Origin of the sequence: Paenibacillus sp. GCM10027630 (genome assembly GCF_042676305.1) — a bacterium.
Taxonomy (GTDB): Bacteria; Bacillota; Bacilli; order Paenibacillales; family NBRC-103111; genus Paenibacillus_S.
The window spans coordinates 155,747-172,360 of sequence record NZ_JBHTGY010000037.1; the positions used below are offsets into that span (position 1 = coordinate 155,747).

17 protein-coding genes are annotated in these 16,614 nt (G+C 45.5%); 7 read left to right on the forward strand and 10 right to left on the reverse strand.

Features of this window, described 5'->3' with window-relative positions:
- Positions 1-14 precede the first annotated feature (14 nt).
- Positions 15-608, reverse strand: coding sequence for a hypothetical protein (locus ACFQ0C_RS19770; RefSeq protein ID WP_379368751.1), 594 nt, complete (start codon positions 606-608; stop codon positions 15-17).
- A 69-nt stretch (positions 609-677) separates the two neighbouring features.
- Here ACFQ0C_RS19770 and ACFQ0C_RS19775 point away from each other — a divergent pair, with 69 nt between their 5' ends.
- Complete coding sequence (locus tag ACFQ0C_RS19775; protein WP_133226880.1) at positions 678-905, forward strand: alpha/beta-type small acid-soluble spore protein; 228 nt, start codon at positions 678-680, stop codon at positions 903-905.
- A gap of 103 nt (positions 906-1,008) precedes the next feature.
- On the opposite strand, the gene ACFQ0C_RS19780 is transcribed toward ACFQ0C_RS19775, so the two are convergent.
- The 6 genes from ACFQ0C_RS19780 to ACFQ0C_RS19805 all read right to left on the reverse strand — a co-directional run bounded on the left by ACFQ0C_RS19780 (position 1,009) and on the right by ACFQ0C_RS19805 (position 5,454).
- Positions 1,009-1,470 carry a hypothetical protein gene (locus ACFQ0C_RS19780; protein WP_379368754.1) on the reverse strand — a complete coding sequence of 154 codons (462 nt, stop codon included), beginning with the start codon at positions 1,468-1,470 and terminating at the stop codon, positions 1,009-1,011.
- Positions 1,471-1,535: 65 nt separating this feature from the next.
- Entirely contained in the window at positions 1,536-2,762 is a 1,227-nt protein-coding gene (locus ACFQ0C_RS19785; RefSeq protein ID WP_379368756.1) for a cation:proton antiporter, read from the reverse strand.
- 4 nt (positions 2,763-2,766) lie between these two features.
- Positions 2,767-3,258 (reverse strand): cation:proton antiporter regulatory subunit, encoded by a 492-nt coding sequence (locus tag ACFQ0C_RS19790; protein ID WP_258214432.1) that lies wholly within the window; start codon positions 3,256-3,258, stop codon positions 2,767-2,769.
- 318 nt (positions 3,259-3,576) lie between these two features.
- Positions 3,577-3,933, reverse strand: coding sequence for a hypothetical protein (locus tag ACFQ0C_RS19795; protein ID WP_379368758.1), 357 nt, complete (start codon positions 3,931-3,933; stop codon positions 3,577-3,579).
- A 217-nt stretch (positions 3,934-4,150) separates the two neighbouring features.
- Positions 4,151-4,534 (reverse strand): O-methyltransferase, encoded by a 384-nt coding sequence (locus ACFQ0C_RS19800; RefSeq protein WP_258214434.1) that lies wholly within the window; start codon positions 4,532-4,534, stop codon positions 4,151-4,153.
- A gap of 527 nt (positions 4,535-5,061) precedes the next feature.
- Positions 5,062-5,454, reverse strand: a complete 393-nt coding sequence (locus ACFQ0C_RS19805) for a VOC family protein (RefSeq protein ID WP_379368760.1) — start codon at positions 5,452-5,454, stop codon at positions 5,062-5,064.
- 172 nt (positions 5,455-5,626) lie between these two features.
- Between ACFQ0C_RS19805 and ACFQ0C_RS19810 the strand changes: the two genes are divergently transcribed.
- Complete coding sequence (locus tag ACFQ0C_RS19810; protein WP_258214436.1) at positions 5,627-6,883, forward strand: methyl-accepting chemotaxis protein; 1,257 nt, start codon at positions 5,627-5,629, stop codon at positions 6,881-6,883.
- Between the two features lie 373 nt (positions 6,884-7,256).
- On the opposite strand, the gene ACFQ0C_RS19815 is transcribed toward ACFQ0C_RS19810, so the two are convergent.
- A complete protein-coding gene (locus tag ACFQ0C_RS19815) occupies positions 7,257-9,044 on the reverse strand; it encodes a M3 family oligoendopeptidase (RefSeq protein WP_379368763.1) in 1,788 nt (595 codons plus the stop codon).
- Between the two features lie 156 nt (positions 9,045-9,200).
- Here ACFQ0C_RS19815 and ACFQ0C_RS19820 point away from each other — a divergent pair, with 156 nt between their 5' ends.
- Genes ACFQ0C_RS19820 through ACFQ0C_RS19830 form a run of 3 tightly spaced genes read left to right on the forward strand, consistent with a single transcriptional unit; the run spans position 9,201 to position 10,771 of the window.
- On the forward strand, positions 9,201-9,395 hold the full coding sequence (locus tag ACFQ0C_RS19820; protein ID WP_379368765.1) for a YycC family protein: 195 nt from the start codon (positions 9,201-9,203) through the stop codon (positions 9,393-9,395).
- 3 nt (positions 9,396-9,398) lie between these two features.
- On the forward strand, positions 9,399-9,638 hold the full coding sequence (locus ACFQ0C_RS19825; RefSeq protein WP_258214439.1) for a hypothetical protein: 240 nt from the start codon (positions 9,399-9,401) through the stop codon (positions 9,636-9,638).
- Between the two features lie 44 nt (positions 9,639-9,682).
- The gene (locus ACFQ0C_RS19830; RefSeq protein ID WP_379368767.1) at positions 9,683-10,771 is read left to right on the forward strand and encodes a GGDEF domain-containing protein; all 1,089 of its coding nucleotides are present in this window, start codon (positions 9,683-9,685) and stop codon (positions 10,769-10,771) included.
- A gap of 92 nt (positions 10,772-10,863) precedes the next feature.
- Here the strand turns inward: ACFQ0C_RS19830 and ACFQ0C_RS19835 are convergent, their stop codons facing one another.
- Together ACFQ0C_RS19835 and ACFQ0C_RS19840 are read right to left on the reverse strand one after the other, a co-directional pair.
- On the reverse strand, positions 10,864-11,568 hold the full coding sequence (locus ACFQ0C_RS19835; RefSeq protein ID WP_379368769.1) for a DUF2225 domain-containing protein: 705 nt from the start codon (positions 11,566-11,568) through the stop codon (positions 10,864-10,866).
- Between the two features lie 48 nt (positions 11,569-11,616).
- Entirely contained in the window at positions 11,617-12,015 is a 399-nt protein-coding gene (locus ACFQ0C_RS19840; protein ID WP_379368771.1) for a globin domain-containing protein, read from the reverse strand.
- A 482-nt stretch (positions 12,016-12,497) separates the two neighbouring features.
- On the opposite strand from ACFQ0C_RS19840, the gene ylbJ reads away from it, so the two are divergent.
- Entirely contained in the window at positions 12,498-13,754 is a 1,257-nt protein-coding gene (ylbJ, locus tag ACFQ0C_RS19845; RefSeq protein ID WP_379368773.1) for a sporulation integral membrane protein YlbJ, read from the forward strand.
- Between the two features lie 141 nt (positions 13,755-13,895).
- Positions 13,896-16,451: an alpha-glucan family phosphorylase gene (gene glgP, locus ACFQ0C_RS19850; protein ID WP_379368775.1), complete on the forward strand. Its 2,556-nt coding sequence runs from the start codon at positions 13,896-13,898 to the stop codon at positions 16,449-16,451.
- Positions 16,452-16,614: the final 163 nt, after the last annotated feature.

Genomic DNA, 16,614 nt, shown 5'->3' on the forward strand with positions numbered 1-16,614 from the left:
AATATCTTCGTCAATTATGAATGTTCATTTACCAGTTGTCTAACAACCTTAACGGTGTCGGCAAAATAAGGACGGTATTCCAACCCTTCTACAAAAGACAAATACTGATTGGCGACAGGTATGATTTGAGACTTGTATGTCTCCAATGGAATGATGTAGGTCGCCAGAGCTTTAGCTTCTCCATGCTGCCTTTCCTCCATCTCCGTCAATTCTACCAGCCCTCCGTCTAGATGCCGGGTACGAAACGAAAACGCCCGGCATTCCGGATCACCGCAGCCGCAGCAGAAAAAGGGCATCCGAAAGCACTCCTCGGGCGATGCCCAACGATTCGGCTCCACTTCATGATTTAAGCTGTAGAGCAAGGCGGGCAGTCCTACATCCACACATAGCGGTTCGTCTATGAGTACCTCTCCATCCACCTCTAGCCGTACGTCAGCATGAATTATTTGCAGGTCTTGATCCCATGACCAGCCTTTGCACTCTAATTTAAACATAAGTTTCCACTCCCCGTTTAATAAGACGTCCGGTACCATAAGTATCCCTTCATTATAAGCAACCTCAAAAGCACTGTATAGCTGCCGCTGTCCTCCAAAAACATTTGGATTCATTTTCCATTTTTTCCTATGAGTATATTTCATCTTTTGACACATACTACCTAAGGAACGGAGGTGATAACTATGGCACAAGGACAATCCCGCAGCAGCAACGTTTTGGTTGTACCTCAAGCTTCCCAAGCTTTAGAGCAGCTCAAATACGAAGTAGCACAAGAATTGGGAATTCAAATCCCGCAAGATGGTTACTATGGCTTCATGGCGACTCGTGACACTGGTGCAATCGGTGGCCACATCACCCGTCGTCTTGTACAAATCGCTGAGCAACAACTTGCAGGCAAATTCTCAAGATAATGTTTGGCTTCCATACTTACACGAGGTGACTCCCCAGGGGTCGCCTTTTCCAATTAAAAACCCCGCCAACAATAGCTGTCAGCGAGGTTTGAATACTATAAACTTATCTGTTTCCCCTTTCCCCATACAAGGAAGTAACGGAGAGAATCTCTATTTCTGCCTCTTGGTCGATGGCATGTATTAAATCATACAGCATGACTTCCTCCAATCTGTAAATTTCCAATCGAAGTGTTTGCCGGGCTAATCCTTTGTTATCCGATTTTCTGCCAAGCAATACTGCCTTGCGACCCGTCACTTTTGTAATTTCCTCACTAATTTCAGCAATCCTTCCGCTGCTTATTCTTAATATACGGACTAAAGACGATCGTTTGGAAAGCTTACTAACACAATAAAGCCCGACAGCCATTGCAATGACGTAAGCCGCTACTGTGCTCGTATCCTGCATATGATCAAGCACCGAACCCCCGTCTCTTAACCCAGCCTCATTGCTAGTTAAAGTATACAGTGCCTGTTTGCCAAATACTGCTCCGTCCCCACCCAAAATATATTCTTTTATTGTTTTCATCCAACTCCTCCTTACCCATAAAGGAATAGAAGTTCTGATCTACTTAGTAGAGGTATCCGATTTCGTCACTGTGTTTCAGCTTTTTTAGCCTTTTTACCGCCCGAAGCCGATATTTTAAACAGAAAGTCCAACGCTGCATAAACACGTTTATTTTCTTTTGTAAGCAGAGGTCCGAGCACAGCCAGAATAAGAACATACAGTGCCGCGAATGGCTGTATAACTGGCAGAAGATGTCCCGATTTGGCTAAATTAGCCATAATAATGGAGAACTCTCCGCGGGCAACAATGGTAAGACCAATATTTACCGATGCTTTAGGAGACAAGCCAGCCAAGTGACCGGCCCACATCCCAGCGGCAAAATTTCCTGCCAATGTCAGCAGCACAGCCCCCAATGATAACCATACAGCTCCGCCAAGTGAGAACGGGTCGATCGTTAATCCAAAGCTGAAGAAGAAAATAGCCCCAAAAAAGTCCCTGAACGGTAAAATCAGATGCTCAATACGTTTCATATGCTCCGTTTCGGCCAATACCAGTCCAACTAACAGGGCTCCAATCGCTTCTGCCACATGAATCGTTTCGGAGAAACCCGCTATTATAAACAACACAGCGAATATAACGAGTAAAAACAGCTCATTGGAGCGTATATGCAAGAACCGGTTGAGGAAAGGGACGGATTTGCGCCCTACTACGAGCACTAACAGCATGAATCCAAGAGCTATGAGAGCCGATAGAACGACTCCGCCAATCGAAGTAGACCCGCTCAGCACAAGCCCGGACACGATTGAAATATAGACCGCAAGAAATACGTCCTCAAACATAATGATGCCCAGTATCATCTCGGTCTCCGGATTTGCCGTGCGCTTTAAATCAACCAGCACTTTAGCCACTATCGCACTCGATGAAATGGTAGTAATTCCGGCAACAATCAAAATTTCAAGCATGGGCAGCCCAACCAGCCAACCAAATAATAGGCCCAGTGTGAAATTGATCAGGATATATATCGTCCCGCCCACAGCAATGGATTTTCCTGATTTAATAAGCCTTCCTACCGAGAACTCAAGCCCCAAATAAAACAACAGGAACAAAACTCCGATTCTTCCAAGAAACTCGATGAGCTCCGCGCTTTCTATAAAACGCAAATCAATATGCCACCAATTAATGGAATGAGGTCCCACTGCCATGCCGACCAATATATAAAAGGGGATGACCGAGAAACGCAATTTAGCCGACAGCAGTCCAGCAAGTGCAATAAGTCCGATCGCCAGCCCTATTTCAAATACCATATAGTTCATAGGTTCAACCACATCCATTCATTAAAATAGTTTTAAAATGCTTCTGCTGCCCCCTCTCTCCTGCAACTACCAGGGTAGAATCTACCATAATGACAACGTCCGGTCCTGGGTTTATAATCTTTTTTTGCTTCTCTACAATGGCAATAATCGTGGCTCCTGTGTTTTGACGAACTTTTAAATCACCAATCGTTTGACCAACGCATTTATATCCGGACTCCACCCGATACCATTCAATAACCAGATCATCCAGCGCAACTTCAATAGTCTCCAAAGCCTTCGGTTTGTAGTTCATTCCGCCAATAATACCTGCAATCAGACGCGCCTCATCATCATCCAAAGTAACTAAAGAAATGCTTTCCTCTAAGTTTTCATGATCAAAATGGTAGCATTCCCTTCGGCCGTCATCATGGATAACGATCACCAGCTTGTCGCCTCCGCGTGTGGTCATTTGAAACTTTTTTCCAATTCCCGGAAGCTCAATTTCTCTAATATTCATATATAAATCCTCCTAAAGGTTCCTCCTGAACTTTTTAAATACAGCTATAAATTTGCTTATATTAATCATGAGAAGTGATAGGTCCAGCCAAAATGGCTAACTATTAGTGCGCAGCACCAAATAGACCCTCATATCCTGTTTTTCAAAAAACAAGATACTGGCAGCATAAATAACCCTCATGTCTATTATTTTCAGTTTAAGTCGAAGCATAGGCAGCACTAAATAAACCATAGTCTGCGTGAAAATTTTTCAGCAGTAAACAGCACAAACAGAATGTTCAAATGTGGGTGTTAGAAACATACAAGGGGCTAACAAAAACTACACGTTAAGGGAGGTGAATTTGATGGGGAGCAACAGCATACGGGTTAATCGACGGGCAATCTGGGGGCGAAACGAAGCGCGGGCTGCCGGTAAGCCGCACAAAGAGAAATGAATGACAGCACATAACATAAATAATAAGGTAGGAACGTAGGAGGCGAACCTTTTGCTCTCGGAGACGGTATTTTTTCGAACAACCAGGTTCGTGTTGTATTCAATTCCTTGTGAAGAGGAGGAACTGTGAACCGTCTCTACAGCATGGATTTCAAGGCTAGGGGTTGGTGTGGTGAAAAGCATAAATACGGCAATCATAATAATAGAAAACCAACGATTGGACGACCTATGAAGAGATATCATTCAATTACACCTCCTTTCTTCGTGTTTTCAATGAAATTATACCATAAATCGTCGTTTTCGGCAAATTTCAAGACTTATTCTAATCAAAAAAATCAGTGGAAATATGAAAAACACCCCGCCGCCAGTACTGTCAGCATAGCGCTTCCAAGTACTAAAACGATGAGGTGCTCTCTTCCAAATTAATAAGAAATAAGTGCGAAATAATAAAAATTAAATACTATTTGTTATGCCGATCTTTTTCTTTGTCCGTGATGATGCTCGCCATATTGTAGTTAGATTCGAAAGCAACGCTAGTACACAGCTTGTCCTGCCGTTTGGCAAATTCGAACTGGATTTCGCCATGGCTCCAGTTCTTAAGCTTTAATGATTCCATAGCTGTCATTCGAAAGGTTTGCAGTTCAGGATCCGAAAGCCCCCTTTCCATTTTGTGCAATTGGCTTCCCTTGCTTTCCAGGGGAAAAGCTCTGACCCCGAATTTGCCCACAACATTGTTGCGGATTTGTACAAACACCGTTCCTGAAGTCAGTTGTGTCAGCTCTTCTTTAATTTCCCGGAATACAATTTCAAGCTGTCTGGCCAAAGGCACATTTTCTAAGATCATTAACATCCTCCTACCTAATTTTGAATTATGTTTCCTACAACCTCTAGGGCTGTAGCCCCATTATATGTAATAATTTTCCTTTATTCAACAAAAATTTTCAATATTCAGAAAACTTCCTATAATGCAACAAATTAATACATAAAATTACAAAAACACCAAAGAAAATCATCAATTCCAAAAAAACATATGAATATAATTTTATACCATCTCAAATTGACCACAAACCGATTTTAGAAAGATACACAGGTCATATGATTAATAATGATTTTTGTGAAATATGCGTGCCTGTAAAACCGTTATAGCTTTACTAGTACATTTTTACTTTTTCGAGGCTTTATGTGCATCACCAGAAAACCAAACATACAAAAAGAAATGCCCAAGACCGCCAGAATAGGTCATCTTCTGGCGGTCGCGAGCAACCTGTCTTCATCATACGCAACAGTGGAGCCAAAATTCCAAGCTAAACGAGTGTCGGCACCTATATATCTCCATCAATATTTCGCAAGGATTCGGAAAACTTCTCCACTCTACTCCCCATCATACCGCTCGGCATTGAATTCGATAATATTACGGTCCGGATCAAGTACGTAGATTTGCGGAAAGCCCGCCTTGGCAAACGGTCTGGCCTCATACGGAACCCCCTTCTGATCCAACCAAGCAATCGCCGCCTTGTAGCTGCCGACCCTTATCGCGAAATGTCCGTCACGAGTGTTAATCTCACCTTCCCTCAACGTCTCCCCCTCATGAACGATTAAGTGCAATTGCTGACCTCCCTCCCCAACCGCATACCACGCTCCGGCAAAATCAAACGGAGGACGCTCGATTTCTTTTAATCCAAGCACTTCTGCATAAAAGGTTTTAGCCCTTTCCAGATCCCGCACAGTCAAGCTTACATGATGAATCGCTGAATAATTAATCATACTGTTCATCTACTCCATTCGTATTAGTGTATTGCATCAAAAGTCCTATTAACGCTAAAAAGGTCGAAACATGCTGAAGTATCGGGATTCGAACTATAGACCATGGTACTATTGGGTGATATAATGCTCTCATAAGTAAGATTTTTACATACATTCCAAAGGAGATATGCTAATGAATTTTCAAGCCCTTTCATTTAAAAAGAAGCTTCAACTCGGATGTTACGCGATAGTTGCTCTTTATTCTATCGCATTAATTATTCTGATTACAAAGTCTCCTGATCTTATGGTTTTAGGCATTATCTTCCTGGTGGTTATGATTGGGCTTAGCTTTCCTTTTATCAGCTGGTTTGAGAGAGCGCTTACAGAACCGATAAGCAACATTTCCCGCATTGCGTTAAACATTTCCAAAGGCGACTTTTCACAAAAGGTTACCGTTCAATCTGACGATGCATTAGGCGAGCTGGGAACTTCCTTTAACAAAATGATGGACAAGCTTCGCGAGATTTTGCAGGATACAGGCAGTATGTCGAAGCATGTTTTCGACTCTAGCCGAGATATTTTTTTCAAAAATGAAAATTTGAAAGTTGTTTTGGAGCAGGTAGCCGTTTCCTCTAATGAGCTCGCATCAGGCGCTAACCAAATTTCCGAGGAAATTTCGGATATATCCATCGCAACCAAAGATATTGAACAAAAAGTAACAGGCCTAACAACTTCGACTCAGGAAATGAATTCACGATCCGGACAAATGCTTTCTTTGGTCGAAAAAGGGATTCAATCCGTCGAAAATCAAGGAACGGGTATGAAACGTAACGTAGAGGCCACCTCTAATGTATCACGTACGATTGATCAGCTAGCTTCAAAAGCCAATAATATTTCCCAAATTACAAGATCTATATCTGAAATTGCGGAGCAAACCAACCTGCTTTCCCTGAATGCCTCCATTGAAGCGGCACGTGCAGGCGAGCACGGAAAAGGCTTTGCCGTAGTAGCCCAGGAAGTTCGCAAGCTTGCCGAGGAATCCACAACCTCCACAAGAGAAGTATTCGAGCTGGTTCGCAGCATCGAAGAAGGAATCCGTCAAGCGCTGACCCATATTGCAGAGAACGAGCAAATCGTAAATAGACAAACGGTATTGATCTCTGAAACGGAAACGGTTTTTGCCGAAATCGTCAGCAGCGTCAAGTTTATTTCAGAGCAGATAGCATCCTTCGCAAGTGAAAGTCAACAAATGCTGGACAGTGCTCAACGTATTTCCGGTACTATGGAGAGTATCTCGGCCATCACAGAGCAATCGGCTGCAGGTACTCAAGAGGTTTCGGCTTCAATGAATGAGCAGATTCATGCCGTTCAAGACATTGTTGATCAATCGGAGCAAATGACCAAGCTGGTTACCAAGCTACAGCAGACTATGCAGCTTTTCAAACTGTAGGTGGTGGAAATTTGTCCGGCTTAGTGATGGAAGAAGCTTACGCTGCCGCGGGAAAGGGATGTACCTCCGGTCCCTATTGAAGCCGTGTTCCTTTGATTAGACTAGGCGGCTGGAACACGGCTTCAAAATGGGACTCGTAAACTCTACGGTACATTCCCTTTCCGCTCTGCGGTCGCTTCTTCTTTCTAGGCTAAGCCAGACAAATTTCTTCTTATTGGTAGAAAGAAGGCCGGGGGCTTCGAGCCCCGGCTTCTTTTTATTAGGGCAAGAGCCCACCTTTTAAACCCTGACCCCTTAAACCTTAAACCTTAAACCTTAAACCTTAAACCCTTTAAACCTTTAAACCTTAAAACCAGAAACCACAAACATAGAACTACTCCGTCAAACGAAGGAATTCAACAACATCCTCGACAGATAAATCCATCGCACGCTGCCAGAAATCAGGCTGCCGAAGATCAACACCCAAATGCTTTTGAGCCAACTCCTCTACGGTCATACGGCCGGTGTCACGAAGCAGCGCGACGTATTTTTCTTCAAATTCAGCTCCTTGACGCAGTGCCTCTGCGTAAATCCCTGCGCTAAACATATAGCCAAATGTATACGGAAAGTTGTAAAATGGAACTTCAGTTATATAGAAGTGAAGCTTGGAAGCCCAGAAATGCGGATGATACTCGGCTAACGCGTCGCGGTAGCCTTGCTTTTGTGCCTGCACCATCAGTTCATTTAATCGTTCCACACTTACGAGCCCTTTGCTGCGCTCTTCATAAAACTGTGTTTCAAAAATAAATCTCGCATGAATGTTCATGTAGAAAGCTACAGATCTTTGAATCTTATCTTCCAGCAGTGTCAACCGCTCTTCTTCGCTGGAAGCTCCCTTCATGGCTGCATCAGAAACAACCAATTCAGCAAACGTAGAGGCCGTTTCTGCAACGTTCATGGCATAATCCTGCGCCAGCGCAGGCAGATCATTCATCACATGCTGGTGATAGCCGTGACCCAGCTCATGAGCCAAGGTAGCCACGTTGGAGGCTGTGCCCGCGTAGGTCATAAAGATACGCGTTTGCTCTGCAATCGGAAACGATGTGCAGAACCCGCCCGGCCTTTTACCTGGCCGGTCCTCGGCCTCAATCCAGCGCGACTCGAACGCTGCAACGGCGAAATCCGCCAGCTTGGGGCTGAAGCGGCGAAACTGCTCGACGATAAGCTGCGCGCCTTCGTCGTAGCTGAAATGCTTGCTCCCTTCTCCAACGGGAGCATCTACATCGTACCAGCTCAGCCTCTCGATTCCGAGCAGCTTGGCTTTACGCTGAAGATACTGCACGAAGATGTCCTTGCCCCGGTCAATCACGCCCCACATGGCGTCTAATGTCTCCTTGGACATCCGATTAATCGCGAGCGGTTCCTTATGTATGCCTTCCCAGCCGCGGCGCTCATACAGCTTCAAGCGGAAGCCTGCCAAATGGTTCAGCGCATCGGCGCAGTAATCCGCGTGATCCGCCCATTTGTCCTCCCACAGCTTGAACAGCTGCTGTCGGACTGCGCGATCAGGGCTGTGCATCTTGTTCGCCGCCTGCCCGGCGGAGAGCTCCTGCGTCTTGCCGTTGTCCTCGTACAATATACGGAACTTGCTGACTGTAGTGTTGTAGGCTTCCCCCCATCCATGATAACCATCGATGGCAAGCTCATTGGCTAACGCTTCCTGCTCTGGAGGCAGCTTCTCTGCGGCAAGAGCCCGCCGTTCGTCGAGCGGGAATGCAATTTCTTGCAGCTGTGGCGATTGCAGCAGTTCTTCCCATACAGCATCGCTGATTTCAGTCAGCTGTTGATCGAACTTCGTCAAAGCCGAGGTGTAGGCTGCCGATAATGTTTTGACTCGGCCCGCCAAAATTACGGCTTGCTTGTCAGCCTGATTTTCAGCCGCCAAGCAAGCGACGAATGAGTCGGCTTCTCTGATCTTTTTGGCGATAGACTGAAGCAGCACCAAAACCGGCTGCAAATCTGCTGCCTTGAGGATTTGTGAAGCTTTAAGCCCGCCCAGCAGCTCGTTAAAACCGGTTACATCCGTTCCAAGCTGTTCAAGGAATGCCCGGAACGCATCCGAAGTGCTTCCACCCGGAAAAAATACAGATAAATCCCATGTTTGCTGCAATTGCTTCTGCATGTAAGCATCACACCTTTCGAAAAAAATATATACAATCTAATTAAACCATAGATTAAGTCACAGCCAAAATCCAGACCCTCCAAATTTTGGTTGTATTGTTACAGTTCATATGATTAAATGGTGACTATAGATCTATTGACAGGAGTTGACAGCAGCATGAAACCTTTACAGATCTCGCCTGAAACGGCACAAAAGCTAGCCAAACAGTTAAATGTTCCTTTAGAGCATTTGATGCACATGCCTCAACATATTTTGCTTCAAAAGTTGGCCGAGCTTGCAAAAAATTCAACGGCTCCCAGCGAGCAAACAAACCAGGATTCTAACACGGATTCACCCAAGCAGGAGTCTTAATTTATGATTCCATTTGATTGCACCTGGCCTTATGAATTGATTCAGCAGGATGTATATGTGCATGAATGTCCTTTCTGCAATCAGCCTAATGTACTTCTGCCGCTCAAGCGCACAGATTTACCCGAAATTAGCCGGGGTACAAAACGGCTGCTCGTATTTCCATGCTGCCACAATAAGATTACGCTTGTGGACGCCGATCAGGATTATTTGCTTGCCAATCAACCATTAAGAAACCGACGCTGAGAATTCCACAGCGATTGCCGGCTTTATCAGGAGTGGAAACAGTCATGTACCCGATACCGTTTGCCAATGCCTGCGTCCTTATTGCACTGAGCTATATCGCATTAAAATTAAAAAACAGGCTGTTTATGGAGCGATACGAATCAGTAACCGCTCCCCTCTTAACTGGCTTGGCCTGCATCATCATGATGCTCCAGCCCTTACCTGACTACGTACTGGCAACTGACTTATCTTTTGCTCCCATAATAATGGCAGGCTTACGCTTCGGATGGTTGATTTCACTTCTGTCAGCAATGATCCCCTCCCTATACATCTATGTGATACAAGAGCCCTATGGGTGGATGCGTATTGCGCAGGATTTCATCATCCCTGCCGTTATTAGCTCCATGTTCCACCGTAAGGAGAATGAATCAGGTTATGCTGTCATTCCCTATTGGGATGGAATCAAGATATGCATCATTCTGGCCATTGTACGTTTAGCAATGAACGGATTTATGCAGCAAAATGTATCCTTTTCCTTTTTCAGCACTCAACTCGTTATTCTGATTCTTTCTGCTTTAGCCATACATACATTGATTGTCATGTACAACGATGAGAATCGCAGTTGGATGCTTCAACGCCGCTTGGAGCTTCAAGCTAATCAGGATGGTCTTACGGGTCTGCCAAATCTTAGAAGCTTTATGAATATCGCAAGCAACACGATGCGATTCAGGCCTGTCACCATCATGATGGTCGACATTGACAATTTCAAGAAATATAATGATACATTCGGACATCTTCAAGGGGATCGACTGCTGCAGGAAATTGGGCAGATCCTGCGGACTACGATCTACGAGCACGACTATGTAGCCCGTTATGGCGGAGAAGAGTTTATTATTATGAGTCAAATAACCGACTATTCCGAGTTAGCACACTATGCCGGGAAGTTATGCCACGCCGTGAAAGCGTATCAATCGATTGGCTTGGAAGAACCGACAACAACGATATCCGTCGGTATCTCCATCTCGGGGAGCAAGCACGACGAGCTTTTGCACATCATATCTGAGGCCGATGAAGCCCTTTACTCCTCCAAAGGCAGTGGCAAAAACCGCTACACCTTTTATAGCGACATAATAGCAACAGCAAAAAACACTTGATGCAGGTTCCCATAAGCGGATGCTGCATGAAGTGTTTTTCTATAAATATGTATCCAAGTTAATTGTTATGTATGAATCAAGCTTGTCCGAGACTACTTCTTCTCACTTAGCATTTCTTCAGGCAGCTCTAATTGTCTAGCCAGCATATCTTCCCTTGTTACTACCCACTGCTCTCTTGAAGCGCGAATCATAGCTGCGTCCATGATCCTTTTATCATTGATAACTCTGCCGAACCATTTCACCGCATCCTTATAGTTTCTTACCCTACGGTTTAGCTCCCCAAGTAAGTACATAAGACGTGCATTGTTGAGTTCCCCCGCCTCCGTTTCAAAAACATTCGTATAAGCGTCCAAGGCAAATTGCAGAAAACGAAGCTCCTGCTCCTCTTGCTCGCGGTAACGGTACAACCACGCGATATGATGCAGCAATCCGGCGATTACGCGCCCTTTCTCGTTTCGAATCTGGGCACAAACCAGCGCAAGCTTGTAAGTCTGCATAGCCTCCTCCCAAGTACGCTCATTACCGAATTCCTTCTGCAGCCAATTATCAGCAACCTTCTCACGAAACTCCTGAATTTGAGGGGCAGTTAGCTTGTTGGTAGAATTCTCTGAATCCGCGTATCCACACAAAGGACATACACGAACCACATAGTAATCGGGATTTATTTCCTTGTAATGAATGCAGAAATCGGTATCCGTATGCTTGGCCTTTTTAAAGCTGGGCCTTACTCTTGAAGTGCGGTATGTAGCTTTGCAATACACGCACTCCACCTTCACATGAAATAACGGTTCAACCATTAGCTCACTTCCTTATGATAAAAGTAGTCCATCCCCATCATCAATAAACTAATTATCCGTATTAACAAAATGATACGCCGGACCTTGCAGCCGCTGCAGCAGCAGTTTTCTCAATTGGGGATCTATTCCGATGTCTGTAAGCGCCTGCTCCATACACCCAAGCCAAGCGTCGGCACGCTGCGGAGTAATCTCAAACGGCATATGACGGGCTCTCATCATGGGATGTCCGTATTGCTGGGAGAATAATGGGGGTCCTCCAAAAAACTGTGTCAAAAACAAATATTGCTTCTCCATGACTGGTTCTATATTTTCGGGAAATAAAGGCCCGAGCAGTTGATGAGCCTGTACAAGCGGATAAAATGCTTCCACTATGCGGCGGACTGTTGTCTCTCCACCGATCATTTCGAACAATGTTCTCTCATGCTGTGAATTCTGTTGATCGGACATATTGTTTCTTCACCTGACTTGTGAATATATTTTTTTCAAAACAAAAATAGATGCTAATGCCTTGGCGATTAGCATCTACTACTAAGTGAAACAAACTAAACGCCTGCTTCAGTTTACAAATCCTCCTCGCCGGAGGTCATCAATGTTTCCCTGATCACATAAACGAACGCACATACGAGAATCCCAGCAATTACACCCATCACAAGGATCAACTCCTACTCTCATATTGGTACTATTGTACCATAAACATTTTGATAATTCAGCAAATTTACAGGTATGCGCTATTTTTTTATACCTGTTTGTCCTACTTTGAGCATGCATGTCTATATAGCCTTGTACATATAGTTACTGATGAGGCCTAAAGCCTCAAAGCTTCAGAAAGCATTCCAGCCCAGCCCATGCATTGTTAACTTCTTACACAAAGACAGCTCATGCTTACGATGCCATTTCGCCAAAGCGAAACTCTCAGGAGGACACCCACTATGTTGTTAAAAAGGTTTCCAATCGTATATGCCATCGCATTACTTGGTCTAAGCTTACTATGCTTAATGTTATTCTTCCCAACGGAGTCATTTCATGCATCGCTAAAGGGGCTTTCCATATGGTGGGATGTCCTGTTTCCTGCACTCTTTCCGTTTTTCGTTATTTCCGAAATGATGCTGGGTGTCGGTCTAGTCCATTTCTTTGGTACGCTGCTTGATCCGCTAATGCGTCCTGTGTTTCGGATTCCTGGAATCGGCGGCTTCGTTATGGCTATGGGTTTCGCTGCAGGCTATCCTGTAGCTGCGAAACTTACGTCACAGCTATGGGAGCAGCGGCTCATCAATCGCGAGGAGGGAGAACGACTCGTCGCATTCACTACTTCCTCCGATCCTATCTTTCTGATTGGAGCGGTATCTCTAGGCTTTTTCCATGATGCCAGCTTGGCTGGAATCTTAGCCGCGGCTCATTATGGGACAGCTATACTGTTAGGTTTACTGATGCGATTCCATGGTGGATCGCAAGCCGTCATGACACACGACCCGATGCCGATCACGAAAAAGTCCAACACAGCTTCCCGCAGCATACTGATTCGGGCATTTGATGCGATGCATACAGCCCGTATGATGGATGGCCGATCTTTGGGCGAGATGCTTCAGCAGGCGGTACGAACAGGTCTTCAGCTTAATTTTGTCGTGGGAGGGCTTGTAGTATTCTTCTCCGTTGTGATGGAGGTTATGACTTCCGCGCATATAATGAGCATTTTTTACATAGGCATTAATTCGGTGCTTCAGCTGTTTAATGTCCCTTTGGAGCTATCGAAAGCCGTTGCTAACGGCATTTTTGAAGTGACACTTGGAGCCAAGGCTGCGGGCGGGGCTGGAAGTCATATTGATCTAGTGTTCAAAACAGCCATCGCCGCTTTTGTACTTTCCTGGGCCGGTTTATCGGTACACGCACAAATCGTCAGCCTGCTGCATCATACCAACCTGCGCTACCTCCCCTTCCTTGCGGCGCGTTTCCTTCACGGATTGATGGCAGCCACTGCGATATTCATCTTGTGGGAGCCTATGCAGCCTTATCGGGCTACTGTGGCAGCTTTTATCCCTCAGATAGACGTTACATCACCATTAACAACCTTGTGGCGCTACACAATACCTTGGGGGATCGCCTCCTTTGCCGGAGTGTCCATTATGCTTGCCTTCATGTATCTTTTGTATCTCATTGTGAAGCAATGTATGAAGCCGTTGGGTAAATAGGATAATAACCAAGAATAAACGGCTGCGCCGCCCCAGGGGGACGAGCGCGTGTATCAAGTTGAGCGAAGCAAAGTTTAAGAATTTAACCTTGTTGTTCAACGAACAAAAAGATTATTCCAAAAGGTTGGTGGAACGATAACCATGAATACCATGTTTTCTTATCGAAATATGAAGCTACCGCAGACGATTGAACGATTGCCGGAACTGGCATACAACATGTGGTTCAGTTGGAACGACGACGCCTTGGAATTATTCGCCCTAATCAATCAGGAGCTGTGGGATCAGTTCTTGCACAATCCTGTCCGGATGCTGGCTGAAACACATCCTGATGTATGGGAGCCTCTAAGCAAGGATTCTGCTTTCGTAAAGCAATATGAAAAGGTTATCCGGCAATGGGATGAATACTCCAGCGGGACTACATGGTTTCAAAGAACTTATCCTGAATTTCTGCACCATCAGATTGCTTACTTTTCAGCCGAGTTCGGCTTTCATGAGTCACTGCCCATTTATTCTGGCGGACTTGGCGTGCTTGCCGGAGATCATTGTAAGTCTGCCGGTGATTTGGGCCTCCCTCTGATTGGTATCGGACTTTTGTACAAAAAGGGATATTTTAATCAAAAGATCAACAAGGAAGGCCAGCAGCAAGCTGAAGCCGTCAGCTATGATTTCTCCAGGCTTCCGATCCTCCCCGCCTTTGATGATCAGGGCCAAGAATTAAAAGTACCAATTCAACTGGCAGACCGCACGGTTCAACTGAAAATATGGCAGGTGTTGGTGGGACGCGTCAGTCTCTACCTAATGGATGCCGATCTTGAAGAAAACAGCCAATGGGATCGCGATTTAACAGCTCAACTGTACGGCGGCAATCAGGATATTCGCATCGCACAGGAGATTCTTCTGGGTATGGGCGGAGTAAAAACTCTGCGAGCTCTCGGTGTTACAACGGCCGTTTATCATATCAACGAAGGCCATGCGGCCTTTCAAGCTTTTGAGCGGATAAAGGAACAGCTGGATGCCGGCTTGCCATTCCATGTTGCCGTAGAAGTAATCCGTGCAAGCTCCGTCTTTACCACCCATACCCCCGTTCCGGCTGGCCATGATGCATTTCCCATACCCATGATGGAATATTATTGCAGTTCGTTATTTGCCAAATGGGGTGAGTATAAACAGGGATGGACCCAGCTTGGACTGGATGCGAGCAAGCAGCTGTTTAATATGACTCACCTGGCGCTTAACACTTCGGCCCTGCGCAATGGCGTCAGCAAGCTTCACGGCCAAGTATCAAGAGATATGTTCCGTTCCTTTCATGGAAACATTGATGCCAGTGAGGTTCCTATCGCACATATTACGAATGGGGTGCATATGAATACATGGCTTGCCCCCGAGCTTAAGAAGCTGTACAGCCGCTTCCTGCCCGGAACGTGGGCAACGAACCAAACGAATGAAGATATTTGGAAGCAGCTCGAGATTATTCCTGCGGAGTCTCTATGGGATGCTCATATCCAGCTGAAGGAGAAGCTAATCCGCTATGTTCGTTCTAACCTTCGGGAACATCGCCGCAGAAACGATATGCCCGCGGACAAAGTTGAAGAAGTGCGAGGTTACTTGTCCGCAAAAGCATTAACGATAGGCTTTGCCCGCCGTTTCGCCACTTATAAAAGAGCAAATCTGGTGTTTAATGATTTGGAGCGCTTGGATCGGCTTGTCAATAACGATGATCGTCCTGTACAATTCCTGTTCGCTGGCAAGGCTCACCCTGCAGATATACCCGGTCAGCAGATGATACGCGAGATTTACCGGGTTTCCCGGATGGATCGCTTCCGTGGAAAAATCATTTTGCTGGAAAATTATGATATGAACATGGCACGGTATCTGGTGCAAGGTGTAGACGTCTGGTTGAATAACCCCCGTCGTCCTTATGAAGCAAGCGGCACAAGCGGTCAGAAGGCTGCAATGAATGGGGTCATTAATTTTAGCGTGCTTGATGGATGGTGGGAGGAAGGCTACGACGGAACGAACGGTTGGAGCATCGAAGGAAGCAATGGAGCCGACAATGAGAAGCTGGCGCGGGAAAACACCGAATCTATATACCGGCTGCTTGAACAAGAGATTGTCCCACTCTACTATAATCAGGGCAAGCTGCCCGTTCAGTGGGTATCGCGCATGAAGCGTTCCATCGCCACGCTTGCCCCTGTTTATAACACGGATCGAATGGTTATGGACTACACAAATGAAACCTATATTCCAACTTTGAAGCGAACGATGGCTTTAGTCACTGACCAGTATGATCTGGCTACCAAGGTTGCCGACTATAAAAACTTTATTAAAGCGAACTGGCACTTTGTAAAATTTCTGGAAATTAATGATGGCTCGGGCAGCAGGTCCGCCTCTTCTGCCGATGCAATCCCCGACATAAGCAAGTCAACAAAGGAAGTCACTTCTACCATTAAATTCGGACCAATCTGGTATAAAGATACGGTCGTTGAGCTTCTCTATTATGAGGAGCAGCCTAATCATCAATGGCAGCAGGTTATCGTTACAATGAATGCCGTTAAGGAGCTTGACAACCGCGTTGTACAATACAGTGCTGTTGTCCCTTCCCACCTACGTCATGGCTCGCATTTCTCGCTCCGTGTAAGACCGGTCAGCCCCAATTTCGCTACAGCCTTCGAGCTGCCGCTCGTAACTACGCTGTAAACCGTCAACAAACGCTCCCTGCACAGCCATCAAGGCTGATAGGGGGCTTTTTTTACTGTCATAGTGCTCTGCTATTGTTGTATTATTGGGAAATATTGATTATGATGGAGTTATTGCACGAATGATATCGAAAATGTAAAAGCAATGCTTAGGAGGATCCACC

Coding starts and splice junctions, on each gene's coding strand:
- ACFQ0C_RS19835 (WP_379368769.1), bottom strand. CDS start 11,568: ATGGTTGAACCGTTATTTCATGTGAAGGTGGAGTGCGTGTATTGCAAA.
- ACFQ0C_RS19795 (WP_379368758.1), bottom strand. CDS start 3,933: ATGATATCTCTTCATAGGTCGTCCAATCGTTGGTTTTCTATTATTATG.
- ACFQ0C_RS19820 (WP_379368765.1), top strand. CDS start 9,201: ATGAAACCTTTACAGATCTCGCCTGAAACGGCACAAAAGCTAGCCAAA.
- ACFQ0C_RS19770 (WP_379368751.1), bottom strand. CDS start 608: ATGAATCCAAATGTTTTTGGAGGACAGCGGCAGCTATACAGTGCTTTT.
- ACFQ0C_RS19780 (WP_379368754.1), bottom strand. CDS start 1,470: ATGAAAACAATAAAAGAATATATTTTGGGTGGGGACGGAGCAGTATTT.
- ACFQ0C_RS19790 (WP_258214432.1), bottom strand. CDS start 3,258: ATGAATATTAGAGAAATTGAGCTTCCGGGAATTGGAAAAAAGTTTCAA.
- ACFQ0C_RS19800 (WP_258214434.1), bottom strand. CDS start 4,534: ATGATCTTAGAAAATGTGCCTTTGGCCAGACAGCTTGAAATTGTATTC.
- ACFQ0C_RS19785 (WP_379368756.1), bottom strand. CDS start 2,762: ATGAACTATATGGTATTTGAAATAGGGCTGGCGATCGGACTTATTGCA.
- ACFQ0C_RS19805 (WP_379368760.1), bottom strand. CDS start 5,454: ATGATTAATTATTCAGCGATTCATCATGTAAGCTTGACTGTGCGGGAT.
- ACFQ0C_RS19775 (WP_133226880.1), top strand. CDS start 678: ATGGCACAAGGACAATCCCGCAGCAGCAACGTTTTGGTTGTACCTCAA.
- ylbJ (WP_379368773.1), top strand. CDS start 12,498: ATGTTGTTAAAAAGGTTTCCAATCGTATATGCCATCGCATTACTTGGT.
- glgP (WP_379368775.1), top strand. CDS start 13,896: ATGAATACCATGTTTTCTTATCGAAATATGAAGCTACCGCAGACGATT.
- ACFQ0C_RS19815 (WP_379368763.1), bottom strand. CDS start 9,044: ATGCAGAAGCAATTGCAGCAAACATGGGATTTATCTGTATTTTTTCCG.
- ACFQ0C_RS19830 (WP_379368767.1), top strand. CDS start 9,683: ATGTACCCGATACCGTTTGCCAATGCCTGCGTCCTTATTGCACTGAGC.
- ACFQ0C_RS19825 (WP_258214439.1), top strand. CDS start 9,399: ATGATTCCATTTGATTGCACCTGGCCTTATGAATTGATTCAGCAGGAT.
- ACFQ0C_RS19810 (WP_258214436.1), top strand. CDS start 5,627: ATGAATTTTCAAGCCCTTTCATTTAAAAAGAAGCTTCAACTCGGATGT.
- ACFQ0C_RS19840 (WP_379368771.1), bottom strand. CDS start 12,015: ATGTCCGATCAACAGAATTCACAGCATGAGAGAACATTGTTCGAAATG.